This window comes from Kitasatospora sp. NPDC003701, assembly GCF_053587085.1.
Window position 1 is genome coordinate 31,479 of record NZ_JBSFNM010000067.1, and the last position, 21,225, is coordinate 52,703.

The following is a 21,225-nucleotide window of genomic DNA, read 5'->3' on the forward strand; positions in this document are numbered from 1 at the left end:
GGCGCGGGCCCCGCTCCCGGGGGAACGGGGCCCGCGCCGGCCGGTCAGTGGAAGGTGTGCTCCGGGGCCGGGAAGGCGCCGGACTGCACGTCGGCGGCGAACTCGCGGGCGGCCTCGCCGAGCACGGCCCGCAGGTTGGCGTACTGCTTGACGAACTTCGGCACCCGGCCCGCCGTCATGCCGGCCATGTCCGTCCAGACCAGCACCTGGGCGTCGGTGTCCACGCCGGCGCCGATGCCGACGGTCGGGATCGCCAGCTGCTCGGTGACCTGGGCGGCCAGCTCGGCCGGGACGGCCTCCAGCACGACCGCGAAGGCGCCGGACTGCTGGACGGCCTTGGCGTCGCGCAGCAGCTGGTGCGCCGCCTCGTCGCCGCGGCCCTGGACGGGGTAACCGCCGAGGGCGTGCACGGACTGCGGGGTGAGGCCGATGTGCGCCATCACCGGGACGCCGGCCTCGACCAGCAGCTCGATCGAGCGGGCGCTGCGCTCGCCGCCCTCCAGCTTGACCGCGCCGACCCCGGCCTCCTTCATCAGCCGGGCGGCGTTGTGCATCGCCTGCGCGGGGGACTCCTGGTAGGAGCCGAAGGGCAGGTCGGCGACGACCATCGCCCGCTTGGTGCCGCGGACGACGGCGGCGGCGAGCATCACCATCTGATCCATGGTCACCGGCACGGTGGTCTCGTAGCCGAGGTGGCAGTTGCCCGCCGAGTCGCCGACCAGCAGGACGGGGGTGCCGGCCTCGTCGAAGACGCCCGCGGTGAGGGCGTCGTAGGCGGTGAGCATCGACCACTTCTCGCCGCGCTGCTTGGCGGCGGCGAGGTCGCGTACGGTGACGCGGCGGTTGGTGACCCCACCGTAGAGGGTGGCGGTCGACGCCTGGTTCTGGGCAGGCGAGGGCGAAGAAGCGTTCATCGAACAGGCTCCTGAAGGGTTGTCGTCTCGTGGCGCCGTGTGGCGTCCCCGGATCCCCTCCATGCTTGCACGCCCCGGCGCGGGCGCAAAGAGGCGTGCCCCGGGCGGGTTGCGATCTGCGGCACACCGGGCCGGGAGCCCGGGCCTTTGCCCGATCTTTACGAAACGGATTCGTCTCGTATCGAAACTCGCGCTACGCTGACCCGGGGGTTACGAGACGCACACGACTCGGAATTGCCCGCCAGTGCCACGCCACCACGGACGGGAAAACCGCAATGACCACCGCAGCCGCGCCACCTCGCGTGCCGGAAGCCATCCACCGCCGACGCTGGGCGATCCTGGGCACCCTGGTGCTCGCCCTGCTCGTCGTCGTTCTGGACAACTCGATCCTGAACGTCGCGATGAAGACCATCGCGTCCCCGGCGCCCACCGGCCTCGGCGCCAGCCAGAGCGACCTGGAATGGTCGATCAACTCGTACACCCTGGTCTTCGCCGGGCTGCTGTTCACGGCAGGCCTGCTCGGTGACCGGTTCGGCCGCAAGCGCGCCCTGCTCGCCGGCATGGTGGTCTTCGGAATAGCCTCGCTGCTCTCCTCGCTCGCCGCCTCGCCGGGTGAACTCATCGGCTACCGCGCGCTGATGGGGGTCGGCGGCGCGCTGGCGATGCCGGCCACGCTCGCCATCATCATGAACGTCTTCGAGCGCGCCGAGCAGCCCAAGGCGATCGGCATCTGGGCCGGCGCGGTCGGCCTGGCCATCGCGATCGGCCCGATCACCGGCGGCCTGCTGATCGAGCACTTCTGGTGGGGCTCGGTCTTCCTGATCAACGTCCCGATCGTGGTGGTCGCCGTGATCGCGATGGTGCTGCTGGTGCCCGAGTCCAAGGACCCGAACCCGGGCCGGCTGGACCCGGTCGGCGTGCTGCTCTCGATCATCGGTCTGGTCGCGCTGATCTTCGGCATCATCAAGGGCGGCGAGCTGGCCGACTTCACCTCCCCCGAGGCCTGGGTGCCGATGCTGGTCGGCGTGGTCGCGCTGGTCGCCTTCGTCTGGTTCGAGCGCCGCACCGCGCACCCGGCCCTGGACGTCACCTGGTTCCGCAACAAGGTGTTCAGCGCCTCCGTGGTCGTCGTCGGCGTGGTCTTCTTCGCGCTGATGGGCGTCTCCTTCTTCGGCGTCTTCTACATCCAGAGCGTGCGCGGCTACAGCGCCCTGCAGGCCGGTGTGCTGATGCTGCCGCTGGCCGTCGCCCAGCTGCTGTTCGCGCCGCGGGCCCGGCTGGTGGTGGACCGCTTCGGCGTCCGCGCCACCTGCGCCGGCGGCATGGCGCTGATCGCGATCGGCTTCCTCGGCTACCTGCTGCTGGGCATCGACACGCCGATCTGGGTGCTGGTCGTCCTCGGCCTGCTGATGGGCAGCGGCATGGCGCACGTGATGCCGCCGGTCACCGTCGCCATCATGGGCTCGCTGCCGCGCGAGAAGGCCGGTGCCGGTTCGGCGATCAACAACACCTTCCGCCAGGTCGGCGGCTCGCTCGGGGTCGCCGTGCTCGGCGCGGTGCTCTCCACCGTCTACCGCGACGGGATGGCCGACCAGCTGGACAAGCTGCCGACCGAGGCGCTGCGGGAGAAGGCGGGCGAGTCCCTGGAGGCCACCCTGGCCGTCGCCGGAAAGCTCGGCCCGCAGGGCGCCGAGCTGGTCGGCCCGGCCAACGCCTCCTTCATCGACGCCATGCACGTGGTGGCCGGCCTCTCGGCCGGCGTCACCGCGATCGGCGCGCTGCTGGCCTGGCTCCTGCTCCCCGGCCGACTGACCCCCGGCGCCCCCGGCGGCGCCCCGGGCGGCCCGGCCGCCGCCCCGGCGGACCGCCCGGCGGACCTCGGGAAGCCGCTCGACCACGCCGAGCCGGCCCGCCGGAGCGAGGTCGCGGGCGCCTGACCTGCGCTCGCGCAGTACGGCCCGCGGCGGTGCTGAGCGACAATGGGGGCCCTGCCCCGTCCGGACGAGTCCGGCCGGGCAGGGCCGCCGTCCGTGCCACGGCTTCCACCGGGCCCGCCCACGGACGACAATCGGAGAGGGAACGGCGCCGCGCGCCCGCGAACATCCAGGGAGAGAAGCGGGGATGAAGACGGACACCACGGCCGCGCCGACCTGCACCGGCCCGCGGCGGGGCCGCCCGCGCAGCGAGGCGGCCGAGCAGGCCATCTTCGCCGCGGTCGAGGAACTCATGGCGGGCGGCACCACCCTGCCCGAGCTGACCATCGAGGGCATCGCCACCGCCGCCGGCGTCGGCAAGGCCACCATCTACCGGCGCTGGCCCAACAAGGAGGCCCTGCTGATCGACATGGTCAGCCGGCTGGAGGCCCCCGTCCCCGAGGCGACCGGCGGCACCGTCCGGGACGACCTGATCGCGATGGTCGAGTACATGCGCATCCGGGGCCTGGCCAAGCGCTCCCGCTGGGTGCTGCGGGCCGCGCTCGGCCAGATGCACAGCTGGCCCGAGCTGCACGCCGCCTACCGCGAGCGGGTGATCCTGCCCCGCCGGATGATGGCCCGCGAGGTCGTCCGCCGCGGTGTCGCCGGGGGCGAGCTCCGCTCCGACCTCGACGAGGAACTGCTCGCCGACCTGCTGCTCGGCCCGATCCTCGCCCGCACCGTCCTCTGGGAGGACTCCGACCTGGACGACCCGGAGCTGCCGGTCCGGATGGTCGACGCCCTGCTCCAGGGGCTCGGCGGTCCGACCTGGCGACCGGACCGGGACTGACGTCCGCCCGTCCGTCCGTCCGGAGCGTGGCCTGCCTCACCAAACCGGGCCACGCCGGAACCCGCTCCACCGGGCCCGCGTCTGTCCCGGCATAGGCTGAGCCGGGAATCCGATCAAACCGGCACCAGTCCGGCACCGTGCCCGCCCTTCGGCGGCGTCGCGCGTCGGACCGGCAGACGGCACGAACGAACGGGAGCCACAGGATGGCGCAGGCGGACTGGACGGACCGGGCGGTACCGGCGGCGGGGGGCGGCGCCCCGGCCACCGCCGGGGGCACCGGCACCGGCCCGGACGGCGCCGACGGCTTCGGCGGTTTCGGTGCTTCCAGCGGTGCGGGCGGTTCGGACGGCTCCGGCGGCTCCGGCGGTTCGGGGGCCGGGTTCCTGGGGCTGCGCGGCTGGGGCCGTGACGCCCGGGGCAGCACCACCTGGCGGCGCGGCCTGCTGCTCGCCGCCCTCGCGCTGGCCACCGCGGCCCTGCTGGCCTTCCACGCCGAGGTGCCCAACAGCGTCGGCAACCTCGGCAGCCTGCTGGAGACCTTCCTGCCCTGGCTCGGCCTGGCCGTCCCCCTCCTGCTGGTGCCCGCGCTGCTGCGCCGCTCCGCCACCGCGCTGATCGCGCTGCTGCTGCCGGTGGTGATCTGGTTCAACATGTTCGGCGGGCTGCTCAGCGACAAGAGCGGCGGCACCGCGGACTGGACGGTGGTCAGCCACAACGTGGCCGCCCTCAACGCCGACCCGGAGTCCACGGTGAAGCTGCTGAAGGACTCGGGCGCCCAGATCGTCGCGCTCCAGGAGCTGGCCGGAAGGCCGCTGCGCACCATCGAGAGCGGGCTGGCCGACAGCTACCCGTACCACTCCGTGGAGGGCACGGTCGGGCTCTGGTCCAAGTACCCGATCAGCGGCGTCTCGGTGGTGGACATCAAGATGGGCTGGACCAGGGCCTTCCGCGCCCAGGTCGCCACCCCGCAGGGCCCGGTCGCGGTGTACGTCGCGCACCTGCCGTCGGTCCGGCTGAAGGCCGAGGGCGGTTTCACCGTCGACCAGCGGGACGCCAGCGCCCAGGCGCTCGGCGACGCGATCCAGGCCGAGTCGCTGAAGAAGGTGCTGCTGCTCGGCGACCTCAACGGCACCATGAACGACCGCAGCCTGGCGCCGATCACCTCGCAGATGCGCTCGGCCCAGGGCGCGGCCGGCGACGGCTTCGGCTTCAGCTGGCCGGCGTCCTTCCCGATGGCCCGGATCGACCAGATCATGAGCAAGGGCGGCCTCAAGCCCACCGACTCCCGGACCCTGGGCCGGGACGGCAGCGACCACCTCGCGGTCGCCGCCGCCTATCGCTACCAGGGGTGACCGGCCCGGGCGCCACCGGTCGGTGATCGGCAGCCGGCGCCACCGGCCGGTGATCAGCCGCGGCGCCACCGGTTGGTGATCGGCAGCCGGCGGTCCCGCCCGAAGCCCTTGGCCGAGATCTTCGGGCCCGGCGGGTACTGCCGGCGCTTGTACTCGGCGATGTCGACCAGCCGGACGACCCGGTCGACCACCGCGGGGTCGAAGCCGGCCGCCACGATCGCGTCCCGGCCCTGGTCGCCCTCGACGTACAGGCTGAGCACGGTGTCCAGCAGGTCGTAATCGGGCAGCGAGTCGGTGTCCACCTGGTCCGGCCGCAGCTCGGCGGAGGGCGGCTTGTCGATGGTGTGCTCCGGGATCGGCGCCGGCTCACCGCGCCGCCGGGCCTCCTCGTTGCGCCAGCGGGCGAGCCGGAAGATCAGCGACTTGTAGACGTCCTTGATCGGCCCGAACGCGCCGACCGAGTCGCCGTACAGTGTGGAGTAGCCGACCGCCAGCTCGCTCTTGTTGCCCGGCGCGAGCACCAGGTGCCCCTCCTGGTTGGAGATCGCCATCAGCAGCGTGCCGCGCAGCCGGGACTGCAGGTTCTCCTCGGCCAGGCCGGTCAGCTCGGTGGCCGCCAGGTAGGCGTCGAACATCGGGGCGATCGACACCGTCCGGAAGTGCAGTCCCGTCCGGCGGGCCAGCTCGGCGGCGTCGTCCCGGGAGTGCTGGGAGGAGTACCGGCTCGGCATCGAGACGCAGTGCACGTTCCCGGCGCCGAGCGCGTCCACCGCGATGGCCGCCACCAGGGCGGAGTCGATGCCGCCGGAGAGGCCGAGCAGCACCGAGCGGAAGCCGTTCTTGCGCACGTACGCCTCGGTGCCGCAGACCAGCGCCGCCCAGATCTCGGCCTCGTCCGAGATCCTGGGCGCCACCTCGGCGCGCACCGGGGCGGCGGGCGCGGGCAGTGGCTCGTCGCCCAGCTCGCAGCGGACCAGGTGCAGGCCGTCGGCGAGCAGCAGCCCGTCGGTGTGGTCGCTGCCGGCGGCCGGCAGGTCGAGGTCGAGCACGAGCAGGTGCTCCTCGAACTGGGGTGAACGGCCGAGCACCTCGCCGTCCGCGCCGACCACGATCGAGTCGCCGTCGAAGACCAGCTCGTCCTGCCCGCCGACCATGTTGACGTAGGCCAGCGCGCAGCCCGCCTCGGCGGCGCGCCGGCGGACCAGCTCCAGCCGGGCGTCGTCCTTGTTCCGCTCGTACGGCGAGCCGTTGAGCACCAGGAGCAGGCCGGCGCCGGCCTCCCGGGCGGCGCTCACCCGGCCGCCGTCCTGCCAGATGTCCTCGCAGATCGCGAGCGCCACGTCCACCCCGTGCAGCCGCAGCACCGGCAGCTGGTCGCCGGGGACGAACCAGCGGTACTCGTCGAACACCCCGTAGTTGGGCAGGTGGTGCTTGGCGAACCGGGTGACCACCTCGCCGCGGTGCAGCACCGCGGCGCAGTTCTGCGGCGACCCGGCCGGCCGGCCGAACCGCGGCGAGGCCTGGTCGGAGCGGCCGAGGTAGCCGACCACGACCGGCACCTCGCCCAGCCCCTCCCCGGCCAGCCGCGCGGCCAGGCCCACCAGCGCGGACCGGGACGCCTCGACGAACGAGCGGCGCAGGGCGAGGTCCTCCACCGGGTACCCGGTCAGGGCCATCTCGGGAAAGGCGATCAGCCGGGCGCCGGCCTCGACGGCCTGCGCGGTCCGGCGCACCACCTCGTCCGTGTTGCGGGCGAGGTCACCGACCCAGGGGTCGATCTGGCACAGGGCGAGACGGAGATTGGGCATGCCACGAGTCTAATCGTCGATCTGACGCGATGTCGTGTCCGGGGGGTTGCCACTGCCCTCCCGAGCCGCGATCCGCCATGATGGGGGCAGTCGCTTTGGGGTGGTTTCCGGGCGTAACACGAACGTAAAGAGCAGAGGTGAGACTGTCCCCATGGGCAAGCAGCAGGAGTTCGTGCTCCGGACGCTCGAAGAGCGTGACATCCGTTTCGTCCGGCTGTGGTTCACCGACGTGCTCGGGTTCCTGAAGTCGGTCGCGGTGGCACCGGCGGAGCTGGAGCAGGCCTTCGAGGAGGGCATCGGCTTCGACGGGTCGGCGATCGAGGGCTTCGCCCGCGTCTACGAGTCCGACATGATCGCCAAGCCGGACCCGACCACCTTCCAGATCCTGCCCTGGCGCTCGGAGACGCCCGGGACGGCCCGGATGTTCTGCGACATCCTGATGCCGGACGGCTCCCCGTCCTTCGCCGACCCGCGGTTCGTGCTGAAGCGCACCCTGGAGCGGGCCTCCGAGCTCGGGTTCACCTTCTACACCCACCCCGAGATCGAGTTCTTCCTGCTGAAGAACCTGCCCGGCGACGGCACCGCGCCGATCCCGGCCGACCAGTCCGGCTACTTCGACCACACCCCGCGCGGCGTGGGCCACGACTTCCGCCGCCAGGCGATCACCATGCTGGAGTCGATGGGCATCTCGGTGGAGTTCTCCCACCACGAGGGCGCGCCCGGGCAGCAGGAGATCGACCTGCGCTACGCCGACGCGCTCTCCACCGCCGACAACATCATGACCTTCCGTCTGGTCATGAAGGAGGTCGCGCTGGAGCAGGGCGTGCACGCCAGCTTCATGCCGAAGCCGTTCTCCGACCACCCCGGCTCCGGGATGCACACCCACCTCTCGCTGTTCGAGGGCGACCGCAACGCGTTCCACGAGTCCGGTGCGGAGTACCAGCTCTCCAAGGTCGGCCGCTCGTTCATCGCCGGCCTGCTGAAGTACGCCGCCGAGACGGCCGCCGTCACCAACCAGTGGGTGAACTCCTACAAGCGGATCTGGGGCGGCTCCCAGCGCACCGCCGGCGCCGGCGGCGAGGCGCCCTCGTACATCTGCTGGGGCCACAACAACCGCTCGGCGCTGATCCGCGTCCCGATGTACAAGCCCGGCAAGCAGGGCTCCACCCGGATCGAGGTCCGCTCGCTGGACACCGGCTGCAACCCGTACCTCGCCTACGCCGTCACCCTCGCCGCCGGCCTCAAGGGCATCGAGGAGGGCCTCGAACTCCCGCCCGGCGCGGACGACGACGTCTGGGCGCTCACCGACGCCGAGCGCCGGGCCCTCGGCATCCAGCCGATGCCGCAGAACCTGGGCGAGGCCATCGACCTGATGCAGCGCAGCGAGCTGGTCGCGGAGACCCTCGGCGAGCACGTGTTCGACTTCTTCCTGCGGAACAAGCGCCAGGAGTGGGAGGAGTACCGCTCCGAGGTCACCCCGTTCGAGCTGCGGAAGAACCTCCAGGTGCTCTGACGCCTGACACCGCGTCAAGGACCTTCGGGCCCGCCGTCGTTCGAATGGATGACGGCGGGCCCTCCGTTTGGGTTGGCGCGCGCACCGATGGCGGTATGTGAGGGGATTGTGACGTTGAGTTGTGATCCGATAAGCGTGATCCAACCCCTCCCCACCCCGAGAGGACCTCATGCCCTCCTCCACCGTCAGCCGTGCTGCCGCCACCCGCCTGCTCGCCCGCCGGATCGGCGTCGCAGGGGCGGCCTTCGCCGCCGTCGCGACCCAGCTGCTGGCCTCGCCGGTCGCCGACGCCCGCGGATCGGGCCCCAAGCAGCCCGAGCTTCGTGCCGACACCATCTCCTCGAACCCGCTGCCGTTCACCACGCGGTTCGAGGGCAACTTCCACGGGTCGGTCACCCGGATCAGCAACTCGCTGATGACCTGTGACGAGTCCCAGCCGCCGGTCGACCCGGCCCAGCCCGCCTGCGTGGACGCCCGCACCGGGGCGGGCAGCCGGCCGATCAACAACAACTACCAGATGAAGTACATCAACATCGACCCCGGCTCCATCGGCCCGCTCGGCGACCCGATCTACTCCGCCAGCTCCGCCGACCTCGGCCTGCTGGAGGGCTCCGAGATCAAGTACGCCCGGCTCTACTGGGGCGGTACCCGCGGCATCGGCGACACCGTGCTGCCGGAGAGTCAGATCGACGAGATCTACCTGAAGTTCCCGGGCGACAACCAGTACACCAACATCGCCAACGACCAGCCCTCCATCGGTTACATCACCACCACCGAGGAGAGCAGCTACCAGGCCTCCGCCGACATCACCGACCTGGTCAAGCAGCACGGCAACGGCACCTACACCGCGGCCAACATGGACTCCGTGGTCAAGCCGCACAGCTGGGGCGGCTGGACGATCGTGGTGGCGTACGAGAACCCGTGCAAGCCGCTGCGCCACGTCCACGTGTGGGACGGCTTCCAGGTCGAGCTGCCGGACAGCCCGCCGCGGGAGTTCGACCTCACCGGGCTGCAGACCCCGGCCACCGGTCCGGTCGCGGGCAAGCTCGGCTTCGTGGTCTACGACGGCGACCTGAAGTGGACCGGCGACACCCTCGCCATGAAGTCCACCAACGGCCCGCTGACGCCCTTCCAGGACGTGAACCACGCGGTCAACGACTCGTTCAACTCCACCATCGAGGAGCTGACCCCGGCCGACCAGTTCAACCGCAACCCGTACAACCGCAACAACTTCGGCTACGACTCCAACCGGTGGGACATCTCGCCCTTCCTGCGCAACGGCGACACCGACATCTCCATCAAGTTCGACACCGACAAGGACGGCTACGACCTGGGCGTGTTCTACGCCTACGTGAACCTGGACGGCTCGCTGGAGGGCTGATCCGGCGTCACCGGCCGGCGCCGCTGCCGCACCACCCGCACCGGGTGGAGCGGCAGCGGCGCCGTCGTGTGCGCGGGGCGTCCGCGCAGGGCCCGCTCGCAGGGCCGCTCCACCCAGCGGTACAGCGCGCCGGCCACCAGCAGGCTCCCGGCGGCCAGCAGCAGCCAGAGCGCCGCCGTCGCCGGCCCGGGCGCCGGGCGGCCGGCGACGGCGAGCCAGCAGCGGATGCCGATCTCGTGCACCAGGTACCAGGCGTACGACCACTCGCCGAGCCGCACCGCCACCCGGCCGGCCAGCGGGCGGGGCCCGCCGGACGGCGTGAGGTCGCGCTGCGCGGCGGCCACCAGCAGCGCGGCGAACAGCGGTGCCGGGAACAGCTGGGACGCGCTGTAGGGGCCCCACCAGACGGAGTCCGAGGCGGCCGCGTGCCACGGCACCAGGAGCAGGTGCCAGCCGGCCACCGCCGTCGCGGCGGCGGCGAGCGGGACGCGGGGCAGCCGGCCGTGCCGGGCGGCCAGCCCGGTGACCACGCCGAGGACGAACTGCGGGGTGCGGGTCAGCGGCAGGTAGTCCAGCAGCCAGCCGCGTACCGCCGGGTCGTCCGGGAGCAGGGCGCCCGCCGCCCAGAGCACCGGGCCGAGGACGGCGCACACCGCGGCGAGCGGCGCCCAGAGCCGGCGGCGCGGGGCGAGCGCGCGCAGCAGGAACGGGAAGAGCAGGTAGAACCAGGCCTCCGCGCCGAGCGACCAGGAGGCCGGGTTGCCGCCGAAGACCGTCTCCTGCACCCACGGGTGCACCAGCGGCAGCGACCAGAGCGCCGCCGTCAGGGGCAGCGCCACGCCGATCGCGGCGTCCGCGCCGAGCGACAGCGCCGTGCCGAGTGCGTGCAGCGGCCAGATCCGGGCGAACCGGCGGCGGGCGAAGCGCCGCACGGTGGTCGGCACCCCGTCGTACGTCCAGGCCAGGACGAAGCCGGAGAGGACGAAGAAGAACGTCACACCGCTGCGGCCGTACCAGGCGAGCGGGCCGAGCACCGGGACCTCGCCGACCTTGCGGGCGAGGTGGTAGAGCACCACCAGCAGGGCGGCCCAGAACCGCAGCCCGGTGAGCGAGGGCAGTCGGGTGGGCATCGGGCGCGCGCTCCTCTCCGGGGGTGGGGCTGGGCTGGGTCGGGCTGGGTCGGGCTGGGTCGGGCTGGGTCGGGCTGGGTCGGGCTGGGTCGGGCTGGGTCGGGCCCGGTCCAACGAGCCGGGGCCGGCCCAGGACACGCCCCCGGCGCGGCGGTGACACGCCCCGGCGCGGCGGCCGGGCCGCGTCCGGGGCGCGCGGGCGGAGCCCGGCCGCGTACCCTGCTGGAGGCGGGCCGGACCGTTCGGTCGCGGGCCGCGCGGGCCGGAGCCGGAGGGGCGATGACGGTGGAGGAGCAGCGGGCCGGGAGCCGGGTGAGCCGGCCGGAGATCAGGCTGGTCCGGCGCGGGTTCACCGACCCGGCGCAGGCCGTCCGGCTGCTCGCCGGGCCCGGCCTGGAGGGGCTGGCCGACGACCCGGTGCTGCTGGACGCGCTCGGCGCCACCGCCGACCCGGATCTCGCCCTGCTCGGCCTGGCCCGGCTGCTGGAGGGCGCCGACGAGACCGAGCGGCACACCCTGCGCGACACCCTGACCACCTCCAAGCCGCTGCGCGACCGGCTGCTCGGTGTGCTCGGCGCGTCCACCGCGCTCGCCGACCACCTGGCCCGGCACCCGCACGACTGGCACGCCCTGGTCACCTTCGAGCTGCGCGACATGCACCCCGGTCCGGAGGACTTCCGGCGCGCGCTGCGCCAGGGCGTGGCCGCGGACACCGCCGGCAGCCGGGCGGACGCGCTGCGGGTCTCCTACCGCCGCTGCCTGCTGGCCATCGCCGCCCGCGACCTCACCGGCACCACCGACCTCGCGCAGACCGCCGCCGAGCTGGCCGACCTCGCCGGCGCCACCCTGCAGACCGCGCTGGAGCTCGCCGCCGAGGAGGATCCGGAGGCCGCGGGGGCCTGCCGCCTGGCCGTCATCGGGATGGGCAAGTGCGGCGGGCGCGAGCTCAACTACGTCTCCGACGTGGACGTCATCTTCGTCGCCGAGCCGCAGGAGGGCGTCGACGAGCACGAGGCGCTCAAGGCCGCCACCCGGCTGGCCGCCGCCCTCACCCGGCTCTGTGCCGACACCACCGGCGAGGGCACCATCTGGCCGGTCGACGCCAACCTGCGCCCCGAGGGCCGCAACGGGCCGCTGGTCCGGACCCTGGCCAGCCACCAGGCGTACTACCAGCGCTGGGCCAAGACCTGGGAGTTCCAGGCGCTGCTCAAGGCCCGCCCGGTCGCCGGGGACGCCGAGCTGGGCGCCGCCTACCTGGCGGCGCTGGAGCCGATGGTCTGGCAGGCCGCCGCCCGGGAGAACTTCGTCACCGACGTGCAGCAGATGCGCCGCCGGGTGATCGACTCCATCCCCGTCACCGAGCTGGACCGCCAGCTCAAGCTGGGCCCGGGCGGCCTGCGCGACGTCGAGTTCTCCGTCCAGCTGCTCCAGCTGGTGCACGGCCGCACCGACCCGGCGCTGCGCAGCGGCAACACCCTGGAGGCGCTCGCCGCGCTCTCCCGCGGCGGCTACGTGGGCCGGGCCGACGCCGCCTCGCTGGACACCGCCTACCGCTTCCTGCGCTCGCTGGAGCACCGGATCCAGCTGCACCGGCTGCGCCGCACCCATCTGATGCCCACCGGCGAGGAGGACCTGCGCCGGCTGGCCCGCTCGCTCGCCCCGCTGATCAACGACGACACCCGGGCCGACCCGGTCGCCGCCCTCCAGCGGGAGTGGAAGCGGCACGCCGTCGAGGTCCGCCGGCTGCACGAGAAGCTGTTCTACCGGCCGCTGCTGGACGCGGTCGCCGAGCTGCCGACCGGCGCGACCGGCCTGAGCCCGGACGCGGCCCGGGCCCGGCTGGAGGCGCTCGGCTACGCGGACCCGGCCGCCGCGCTGCGCCACCTGACCGCGCTGGCCTCCGGCGTCAGCCGCAAGGCCGCCATCCAGCGGACCCTGCTGCCGGTGCTGCTCGGCTGGTTCGCCGACTCCGCCGACCCGGACGCCGGGCTGCTCAACTTCCGCCAGGTCTCCGACGCGCTCGGCCGCACCCCCTGGTACCTGCGGCTGCTGCGCGACGAGAGCGCCGCCGCCGAGCAGCTGGCCCGGGTCCTCTCGGCCGGCCGGCTCGCCCCCGACCTGCTGCTGCGCGCCCCCGAGGCGGTCGCCATGCTGGGCGACCCGCAGGGCCTGGCGCCACGCGGCCGGCCCGCCCTGGAGCAGGAGATACTGGCCGCCGTCGGCCGGGCCGACTCCGCCGCCGCGGCGGTCGCCGCCGCCCGCTCGGTGCGGCGCCGGGAGCTGTTCCGGACCGCCGCCGCCGACGTCCTGGGGCGGCTCGGCGAGGATCCGGCCGAGGCCCTGGACGCCGCGGGCGAGGCCCTCACCGCGCTGAACGCGGCCACCCTGCAGGGCGCGCTGCGCGCCTGCACCGCCGCCTGGGAGGCCCGCAACGGCGAGCTGCCGACCCGGATCGCGGTGATCGCGATGGGCCGGTTCGGCGGGCGCGAGCTGGGCTACGGCTCCGACGCGGACGTGCTCTTCGTCCACGAGCCGCTGCTCGGGTCGCTGGAGCAGGACGCCGCCCGGGCCGCCCAGGCGGTCTGCCACGAGCTGCGCACGCTGCTCTCCGGGCCGTCCACCGAGCCGCCGCTGGTGGTCGACGCCGATCTGCGCCCCGAGGGCCGCAACGGCCCGCTGGTGCGCACCCTGGCCTCGTACACGGCGTACTACCGGCGCTGGTCGCACGCCTGGGAGAGCCAGGCGCTGCTGCGCGCCGAGCCGGTGGCGGGGGACGCGGAGCTGGGGGAGCGGTTCCGGCAGCTGATCGACCCGCTGCGCTACCCGGGCTCCGGGGTGCCCGAGCGGGACGTGGTGGAGATCCGCCGGATCAAGGCCCGGATCGAGGCCGAGCGGCTGCCGCGCGGCGCCGACCCGACCACCCACACCAAGATCGGCCGGGGTGGGCTGGCGGACGTGGAGTGGACCGTCCAGCTCCTCCAGCTCCAGCACGGGCACGAGCTGCCGGCGCTGCGCACCACCCGGACCAGGCCCGCGCTGGCGGCCGCCGTCGAGGCCGGGCTGGTCGCGGCGGAGGACGCCGCGGTGCTGGACGGCGCCTGGGTGCTGGCCTCCCGGGTGCGCTCCGCGGTGATGCTGGTCCGCGGCCGGCCCGGGGACAGCTTCCCCGGGGACGCCCGGGAGCTGGCCGGCGTGGCCCGCTACCTCGGCTACGGCGCCGGACACAGCGGCGAGCTGGTGGACGACTACCGGCGCACCACCCGGCGGGCCCGGGCGGTGGTGGAGCGGCTGTTCTACGGCTGAGCCCCGGTACGGCGGGCCTTCGGGTACGGCGGGCCTCCGGCTACGGCGGGCCCCCGGCACGGCGGGTACGGCGAAGGGCCCGCGGATCGCTCCGCGGGCCCTTCGCCGTACCCCGGTCGCTCAGCGCCGCCCGGCGCTCACGGCGGGCGCACTCCACTGCTCGGGCACGGTGATCGGCTCCTCCGCCGTCTCCCGGGCCGGGATCCTCGGCAATCGGTAGACCCAGACGTGGTAGATCAGCCGGGCCGCGAGGAAGCCGACCGAGAGGCAGACGACGCCGCCGACGGCGTCCATCCAGAAGTGGTTGGCGGTCGAGACGATCACCACCAGGGTGGCGACCGGATAGAGCAGGCCGAGCGCGCGGACCCAGGCCGCGCGGGCCAGGAAGAAGATGGTCAGACCGCACCAGAGCGACCAGCCGATGTGCATCGAGGGCATCGCCGCGTACTGGTTGGAGACGTGGGTGGCCGGCCCGGACGCCATCGAGCCCCAGGTGTTGTGGACCTTGAGGGTGTCGATGAAGCCGCCGTCCGTCATCAGCCGGGGCGGGGCCAGCGGGAAGAAGTAGAAGCCGACCAGGGCGATGCCGGTGGTGACGAACAGCACCGTGCGGGCCGCGACGTAGCGGCCGGGGTGGCGGCGGTAGAGCCAGACCAGGACGCCGATGGTCACGATGAAGTGCAGCGTCGCGTAGTAGTAGTTCATCCCCACGATCAGCCACGACGCCTTGTCGACCGCGTGGTTGACCGAGCGCTCGACGGCGAAGCCGAAGCTCTGCTCGAAGTCCCAGATCCAGCTCGCGTGCTTCTGGGCTATCGCTTCCTGTTCGGGGACGGCGTTGCGGACGAGGGAGTAGACCCAGTAGCTGATCGCGATCAGCGCCAGCTCGAACCAGATCCGCGGCCGGGCCGGCGAGCGGCGCTGGTCACGGATGCGGCCGCGCAGCGCGGCCGAGCGGGACTGGGCGACGCGGGTGGCTCCGTCGGGCATCCGGCCGGAGGCGGCCTGGCCCGCTGCGGAACCGCCACCGTGCGCCGCACCGGCGCGCTCGGCGCCGGTCTGCTGGATCTCGGTCGGTTCCCCCATGAACGAGAAGTCTGCCAGACGTCCCGTAGCCGTCTGCTCATCCTCTGGAAGTGGATTCTTCACCGACTGTCCCCCTTGAGGGGTAGGGGACGACTCCCACCGGGGTAGGGGGCGCTGTGGGGTCTGGTACGAACCGGTGGGACGGGCATACGTCCTATTGTCACGCCGGTCGGATCGGGTGGCGCAATCGGGGGGCGGGCAGCGGGCTCGAGGGGCCGAATTTCCAGGACCGAAACCGTTTCTGCATCTTGCTGAAACAGATTGCAGACCGCTAGCGTCCTGGCAACTCGACACCCCTTTCCCCGCAAGGGAGCCCTCTGTGGCCGATGTCCCGCCCCGCCGCCGGCGGAGCACCACCCCCACCCGCAGACCCGGCCGCACGGCCGTACTGCTCGCCGCGACGCTGACCGCCGCCACCCTCGGCACCGCGGCTCCCGCGGCCCTCGCCGCGGCCCCGCCCGGCCCGCCCTCGGACGCCGCGCTGGCCGCCACCGTCGGGCGGCACGACCTCACCCGTGAGCAGTTCTACTTCGTCCTGCCGGATCGTTTCGCCAACGGAGACCGGGCCAACGACACCGGAGGCATCACCGGCAGCTGGCTCGACCACGGCCTCGACCCGGCCGACAAGGGCTTCTACCACGGCGGCGACCTCGCGGGCCTGATCCAGCGGCTCGACTACATCCAGGACCTCGGGACCACCGCGATCTGGATGGCGCCGATCTTCAAGAACAAGCCCGTCCAGGGCTCGGGCGACCAGGCCTCGGCCGGCTACCACGGCTACTGGATCACCGACTTCACCCAGGTCGACCCGCACTTCGGCACCAACGAGCAGCTCAAGGAGCTGATAGCCAAGGCGCACGCCCGGGGCATCAAGGTCTTCTTCGACGTCATCACCAACCACACCGCCGACGTCCTCGACTACGCGCAGAAGCAGTACGGCTACCGCTCCACCGGGGCCTACCCGGTGCTGGACGCCGACGGCCGGCCGGTCGACGAGACCGCCGCCGCCGACGCGGGCGTCGGGTCCGGCGCCGCCTTCCCGCGGCTGACCAAGGACTCGTTCCCCTACAGCCCGGTCTTCCGCAACCCGGCCGACACCGGTGCCAAGACCCCGGCCTGGCTCAACGACCCCGCGCTCTACCACAACCGGGGTGACTCGACCTTCGTCGGCGAGTCCGCCACCGAGGGCGACTTCTCCGGCCTGGACGACCTCGACACCCAGAACCCCAAGGTGGTCAAGGGCTTCGAGAAGGTCTACCAGCAGTGGGTCAAGGACGCCGGTGTGGACGGCTTCCGGATCGACACCGTGAAGCACGTCAACATGGCCTTCTGGCAGCAGTGGGCCCCCGCGCTCAAGGACTTCGCCGCCAAGCAGGGCAACAAGAAGTTCTTCATGTTCGGCGAGGTCTACTCCGGCGACCCGGCGATCACCTCGCCGTACGTCACCAAGGGCCGGCTCCAGGCCACCCTGGACTTCCCGTTCCAGAACGCCGCCCGCTCCTACGTCTCCCAGGGCGGCTCGGCCCGCGGCCTCGCCGACGTGTACGGGCAGGACTACCGCTACACCACCGCCGACACCGACGCCTACGAGCTGCCGACCTTCCTCGGCAACCACGACATGGGCCGCTTCGGGTCCTTCCTGGTCGGCGACAACCCGGGCGCCGACGAGGCCACCCTGCTGAAGAAGGACCGGCTCGGCACCGAGCTGCAGTTCCTCACCCGGGGCCAGCCGGTCGTCTACTACGGCGACGAGCAGGGCTTCACCGGCGCGGGCGGCGACAAGGACGCCCGGCAGGACCTCTTCGCCTCGCAGACCCCCTCGTACAACGGCGACCGGGTGCTCGGCGGCCCCGCCGGCTCCGCCGACCGCTACGGCCGGGACGGCGAGCTCTACCGGGGCATCGCCGGGCTGGCCGCGCTGCGCCGCGACCACCCGGCCCTCGGCGACGGCGCCCAGATCGAGCGGTACGCCGCCGACGGCGCGGGCGTGTACGCCTTCTCCCGGATCGACGCCGGGCAGCAGGTCGAGTACCTGGTCGCGGTCAACAACGCCACCGGGGCGAAGACCGTCACCCTGGACACCTTCTCGGCCGGCCAGGGCTTCGACCGGATCTACCCGGCGGCGGGGGAGCGGCTGACCAGCGGCGCGGACCGCAAGGTCACCGTCACCGTGCCCGCGCTCTCCTCGGTGGTGTTCAGGGCCGGCGCGAAGCTCGCGCCCGTCGCGGCCGCGCCGCAGCTCACGCTGCGGACCCCGGCCGACGGCTCCACCGGCACCGTCACCGTCGGCGCGGACGTCGGCGGCGGCGGCTTCGACCGGGTCACCTTCGCCGCACAGATCGGCGACGCGCCCTGGCAGACCCTCGGCACCGCCGACAACGGGACGTACCGGGTCACCCAGGACCTGGGCGCCGTGAAGCCCGGCACGGTGGTCCGCTACAAGGCCGTGGTCCAGGACTCCGGCGGCCACCTGCGCTCGGCCACCGGCAGCTTCACCACCGGCACCCCGGCCCCCACGCCGGCGCCCAGCGCCACCGCCCGCCCCTACGCCGTCGTGCACTACCAGCGCACGAACGGCGACTACGACGGCTGGAACCTCTACGCCTGGGGCGACCTCGCGGACGGCGAGACCACCACCTGGCCGGCCGGGCACGGCTTCACCGGCCGCGACGCGTACGGCGCCTTCGCCTACGTGAAGCTGAAGGAGGGGGCCTCGGACGTCGGCTTCGTCGTGGAGAAGGGCGGCGTCAAGGACGTGGACGCCGACCGCCACATCGACGTCGGCGCGACCGGCGAGATCTGGCTCAAGGAGGGCGACCCGGCCGTCCGGACGGTCAACCCCGGGCCGGTCGACACCCAGCCCGCGAACACCGCGGTCATCCACTACAACCGGGCCGACGGGAACTACGACGGCTGGGGGCTGCACGACTGGACGGGCGCCGCCGCCCCGACCGACTGGGGCAACCCGCTGCTGCCGGCCCGCCGCGACGCCTTCGGCGCCGTCTTCGAGGTGCCGCTGGCCCCCGGCGCCACCAGCCTCAGCTACATCCTGCACCGGGGCAACGACAAGGACCTGCCGAACGACCAGTCGCTGGACCTCGCCGTCAACGGCCGCGAGGTCTGGATCCTCGGCGGCCGGGAGGGCTACCTGCTGCCGCAGAACGCCGCCGCCTCCTCCCAGCTGGACCTCGGCTCCGCCAAGGCCCAGTGGATCGACGCCCGGACGGTGGTGGTGCCCGCCGGCTACGGCGCGAACGACGCCGCCCTGGCCGGCGGCACCAGCGCCCAGCTGGTGTACGACCCCGAGGGCGGCATCCGCGCGGACAAGGGGGTGCTGAGCAGGCCCGGGCAGTGGATCCGGCTGGTGCCCGCCGCCGGCGGCCTGACCGCGGCGCAGAAGGCCGAGTACCCGCACCTGGCGGGCTACCGGGCCTTCACCGTGGACGCCCGGGACGCCGCCCGGGTGCCCGCCGCGCTCCGCAGCCAGCTGCTCTTCACCGAGCACCTGCCCAGCGGCGCGGCCCTGGCCGCCACCGGGGTGCAGATCCCGGGCGTCCTGGACGACCTGTACGCCCGCCGCACCGGCCGGGTGGACTTCGGTCCGGCCTACTACAACGGCAAGGTGGCGCTGTCGGTCTGGGCGCCGACCGCGCGGGAGGTCTCCGTCCAGCTCTTCGACGGCCCGGCCGGCGGCACCTCCAGGACGGTGCCGCTGAAGCTGGACGACGAGACCGGCGTCTGGGAACTCGTCCGGGACAAGGCCGAGTTGGACGGCAAGTACTACCTGTACCAGGTGAAGGTCTGGGCGCCGTCGGTCCAGCAGCTGGTGGTCAACACCGTCACCGACCCCTACGCGGTGGCGCTCTCCACCGACTCCGGGCGCAGCCTGGTCGCCGACCTCGCCGCCGAGGAGCTCAAGCCGCAGGGCTGGGAGAACCACGCCGTCCCGAAGGCCGTGCCGCCCGCGCAGCAGCAGATCCAGGAGCTGCACGTCCGGGACTTCTCGGTCGAGGACACCACCGTGCCGGCCGCCGAGCGTGGTACCTACCTGGCCTTCACCGAGTCGCAGTCGGCCGGGATGCGGCACCTGCGCGAGCTGGCCGGGGCGGGGGTGACCACCGTGCACCTGCTGCCGACCTTCGACATCGCCACCATCCGGGAGAACCGGGCCCAGCAGCAACTGCCCGCCTGCGACCTCGAGGCGCTGGCGGCGGACAGCGAGAAGCAGCAGGAGTGCGTGGCGGCCGTCGCCGCCGCGGACGCCTACAACTGGGGCTACGACCCGCTGCACTACAACGTGCCGGAGGGCTCGTACGCCACCGATCCGGAGGGCACCGCCCGTACCGTGCAGTTCCGGCGGATGGTGCAGGCGATCCACGAGGCCGGGCTGCGCGTGGTGCTGGACGTGGTCTACAACCACACCGCCGCCGCCGGTCAGGCCGAGCACTCGGTGCTGGACCGGGTCGTCCCCGGCTACTACCAGCGGCTGGACGCCAACGGCAAGGTGACGACGGACAGTTGCTGCGCCGACACGGCGCCCGAGCACGCCATGATGAACCGCCTGGTGGTGGACTCGGTGACCACCTGGGCGCGCGAGTACAAGGTCGACGGCTTCCGCTTCGACCTGATGGGCCTGGATCCCAAGTCCACCATGCTGGACGTGCAGGCCGCGCTGCGCAGGATGACCCCGGACTCGGACGGCGTCGACGGGAAGAACGTCTTCCTCTACGGCGAGGGCTGGAACTTCGGCGTCGTCGCGAACAACGCCCGGTTCGAGCAGGCCACCCAGCTGAACATGGCCGGCACCGGCATCGCCACCTTCGACGACCGGATCCGGGACGCGGCGCGCGGCGGCAACTTCCAGCTCTCCTCGGCCCCGCAGCAGGGCTTCGCCTCGGGCCTGTTCACCGACCCCAACGGCTCGCCCGCCAACGGCACCGCGGCGGAGCAGAAGGCCCGGCTGCTGAAGCAGATGGACCAGCTGAAGGTGGCGCTCACCGGCAATCTGGCCGGGTACTCCTTCACCGACAGCGCGGGCAGGGCCGTCACCGGCGCGGGCGTCGACTACAACGGCGCCCCGACCGGGTACGCGGCCGGGCCCGGCGAGGCGGTGGAGTACGTCGACGCGCACGACAACACCGACCTGTTCGACGCGCTGGCGTACAAGCTGCCCGCCGCCACCGCGCCCGCCGACCGGGCCCGGATGCAGGCGCTCGCGCTCTCGCTGACCGCGCTCACCCAGGGGCCGGGCTTCGTCCAGGCCGGTAGCGACCTGCTGCGCTCCAAGTCGCTGGACGCCAACTCCTACGACTCGGGCGACTGGTTCAACGCCATCCAGTGGGACCCTTCGCGGGGCAACGGCTGGGGCCGCGGGGTGCCGATGGCGGCCGACAACAAGGAGATGTGGCCGGCCGCCAAGTCCCTGCTGGCCGATCCGCGGCTGGCGGTGGGCGCCGCCGACATCCGGGCGACCGGCGCGCAGTACCAGCAGTTCCTGCGGATCAAGCAGGGCTCGCCGCTGTTCTCGCTGCCGACCCTGGCCGCCGTGCAGCAGCGGCTCTCCTACCCGCTCTCCGGCACGGCCGGCGAGACGCCCGGGGTGATCACGTTGCACCTGGACGGCACCGGGCTGGCGGGTGCGGAGAAGGGCGTCACGGTGGTGTTCAACGCCACGCCCACCGCGCAGAGCCAGACCGTGGCCGCCCTGCGGGGGACGGCGCAGGCGCTGCACCCCGTCCAGGCCGGCGGGTCCGACCCGGTGGTCCGGCAGGCCGGCTTCGCCGCGGCGACCGGCACCTTCACCGTGCCGGGCCGCACCGTGGCGGTCTTCGTCCAGGGCTGACGGACCGTCGCACCCGGCCCCGCACCGCCTCCGGGCGGCAGGTCGCCCTCGGTCTCCAGGAACGCCGCCTGGAGCTGCTCGATCAGCGCCGGGTCGGGCTGCTCCCAGAGGCCGCGCTCGGCCGCCTCCAGCA

Annotated in this window: 11 protein-coding genes; 7 read left to right on the plus strand and 4 right to left on the minus strand. The window is 73.2% G+C overall.

Going from position 1 to position 21,225, the window contains the following annotated elements; translation table 11 throughout:
- Positions 1-44: 44 nt before the first annotated feature.
- Positions 45-914, minus strand: coding sequence for a 3-methyl-2-oxobutanoate hydroxymethyltransferase (panB, locus tag ACWDRR_RS37650; RefSeq protein ID WP_449776782.1), 870 nt, complete (start codon positions 912-914; stop codon positions 45-47).
- A 275-nt stretch (positions 915-1,189) separates the two neighbouring features.
- On the opposite strand from panB, the gene ACWDRR_RS37655 reads away from it, so the two are divergent.
- From ACWDRR_RS37655 to ACWDRR_RS37665, 3 genes are all read left to right on the plus strand, one after another.
- Positions 1,190-2,851, plus strand: coding sequence for an MFS transporter (locus ACWDRR_RS37655; protein ID WP_449776783.1), 1,662 nt, complete (start codon positions 1,190-1,192; stop codon positions 2,849-2,851).
- A 184-nt stretch (positions 2,852-3,035) separates the two neighbouring features.
- Positions 3,036-3,677, plus strand: a complete 642-nt coding sequence (locus ACWDRR_RS37660; RefSeq protein WP_449776784.1) for a TetR/AcrR family transcriptional regulator — start codon at positions 3,036-3,038, stop codon at positions 3,675-3,677.
- A gap of 203 nt (positions 3,678-3,880) precedes the next feature.
- A complete protein-coding gene (locus ACWDRR_RS37665) occupies positions 3,881-5,029 on the plus strand; it encodes an endonuclease/exonuclease/phosphatase family protein (protein ID WP_449776785.1) in 1,149 nt (382 codons plus the stop codon).
- A 53-nt stretch (positions 5,030-5,082) separates the two neighbouring features.
- Here ACWDRR_RS37665 and ACWDRR_RS37670 read toward each other — a convergent pair whose 3' ends face one another.
- Complete coding sequence (locus tag ACWDRR_RS37670; RefSeq protein ID WP_449776786.1) at positions 5,083-6,837, minus strand: NAD+ synthase; 1,755 nt, start codon at positions 6,835-6,837, stop codon at positions 5,083-5,085.
- 151 nt (positions 6,838-6,988) lie between these two features.
- On the opposite strand from ACWDRR_RS37670, the gene ACWDRR_RS37675 reads away from it, so the two are divergent.
- Positions 6,989-8,350 carry a glutamine synthetase family protein gene (locus tag ACWDRR_RS37675; protein WP_380576773.1) on the plus strand — a complete coding sequence of 454 codons (1,362 nt, stop codon included), beginning with the start codon at positions 6,989-6,991 and terminating at the stop codon, positions 8,348-8,350.
- Between the two features lie 169 nt (positions 8,351-8,519).
- Positions 8,520-9,731, plus strand: a complete 1,212-nt coding sequence (locus ACWDRR_RS37680; protein ID WP_449776787.1) for a hypothetical protein — start codon at positions 8,520-8,522, stop codon at positions 9,729-9,731.
- Here ACWDRR_RS37680 and ACWDRR_RS37685 read toward each other — a convergent pair.
- Entirely contained in the window at positions 9,698-10,861 is a 1,164-nt protein-coding gene (locus tag ACWDRR_RS37685) for an acyltransferase family protein (RefSeq protein WP_449776788.1), read from the minus strand. The two genes, ACWDRR_RS37680 and ACWDRR_RS37685, sit on opposite strands and share 34 nt — an antisense overlap.
- Before the next feature lie 279 nt (positions 10,862-11,140).
- Here ACWDRR_RS37685 and ACWDRR_RS37690 point away from each other — a divergent pair, with 279 nt between their 5' ends.
- A complete protein-coding gene (locus ACWDRR_RS37690) occupies positions 11,141-14,164 on the plus strand; it encodes a bifunctional [glutamine synthetase] adenylyltransferase/[glutamine synthetase]-adenylyl-L-tyrosine phosphorylase (RefSeq protein ID WP_449776789.1) in 3,024 nt (1,007 codons plus the stop codon).
- Positions 14,165-14,284: 120 nt separating this feature from the next.
- Here ACWDRR_RS37690 and ACWDRR_RS37695 read toward each other — a convergent pair whose 3' ends face one another.
- Positions 14,285-15,250, minus strand: coding sequence for a phosphatase PAP2 family protein (locus tag ACWDRR_RS37695; protein WP_449776790.1), 966 nt, complete (start codon positions 15,248-15,250; stop codon positions 14,285-14,287).
- Between the two features lie 319 nt (positions 15,251-15,569).
- Here ACWDRR_RS37695 and pulA point away from each other — a divergent pair, with 319 nt between their 5' ends.
- Positions 15,570-21,092 (plus strand): pullulanase-type alpha-1,6-glucosidase, encoded by a 5,523-nt coding sequence (pulA, locus tag ACWDRR_RS37700; protein ID WP_449776791.1) that lies wholly within the window; start codon positions 15,570-15,572, stop codon positions 21,090-21,092.
- Positions 21,093-21,225 lie beyond the last annotated feature (133 nt).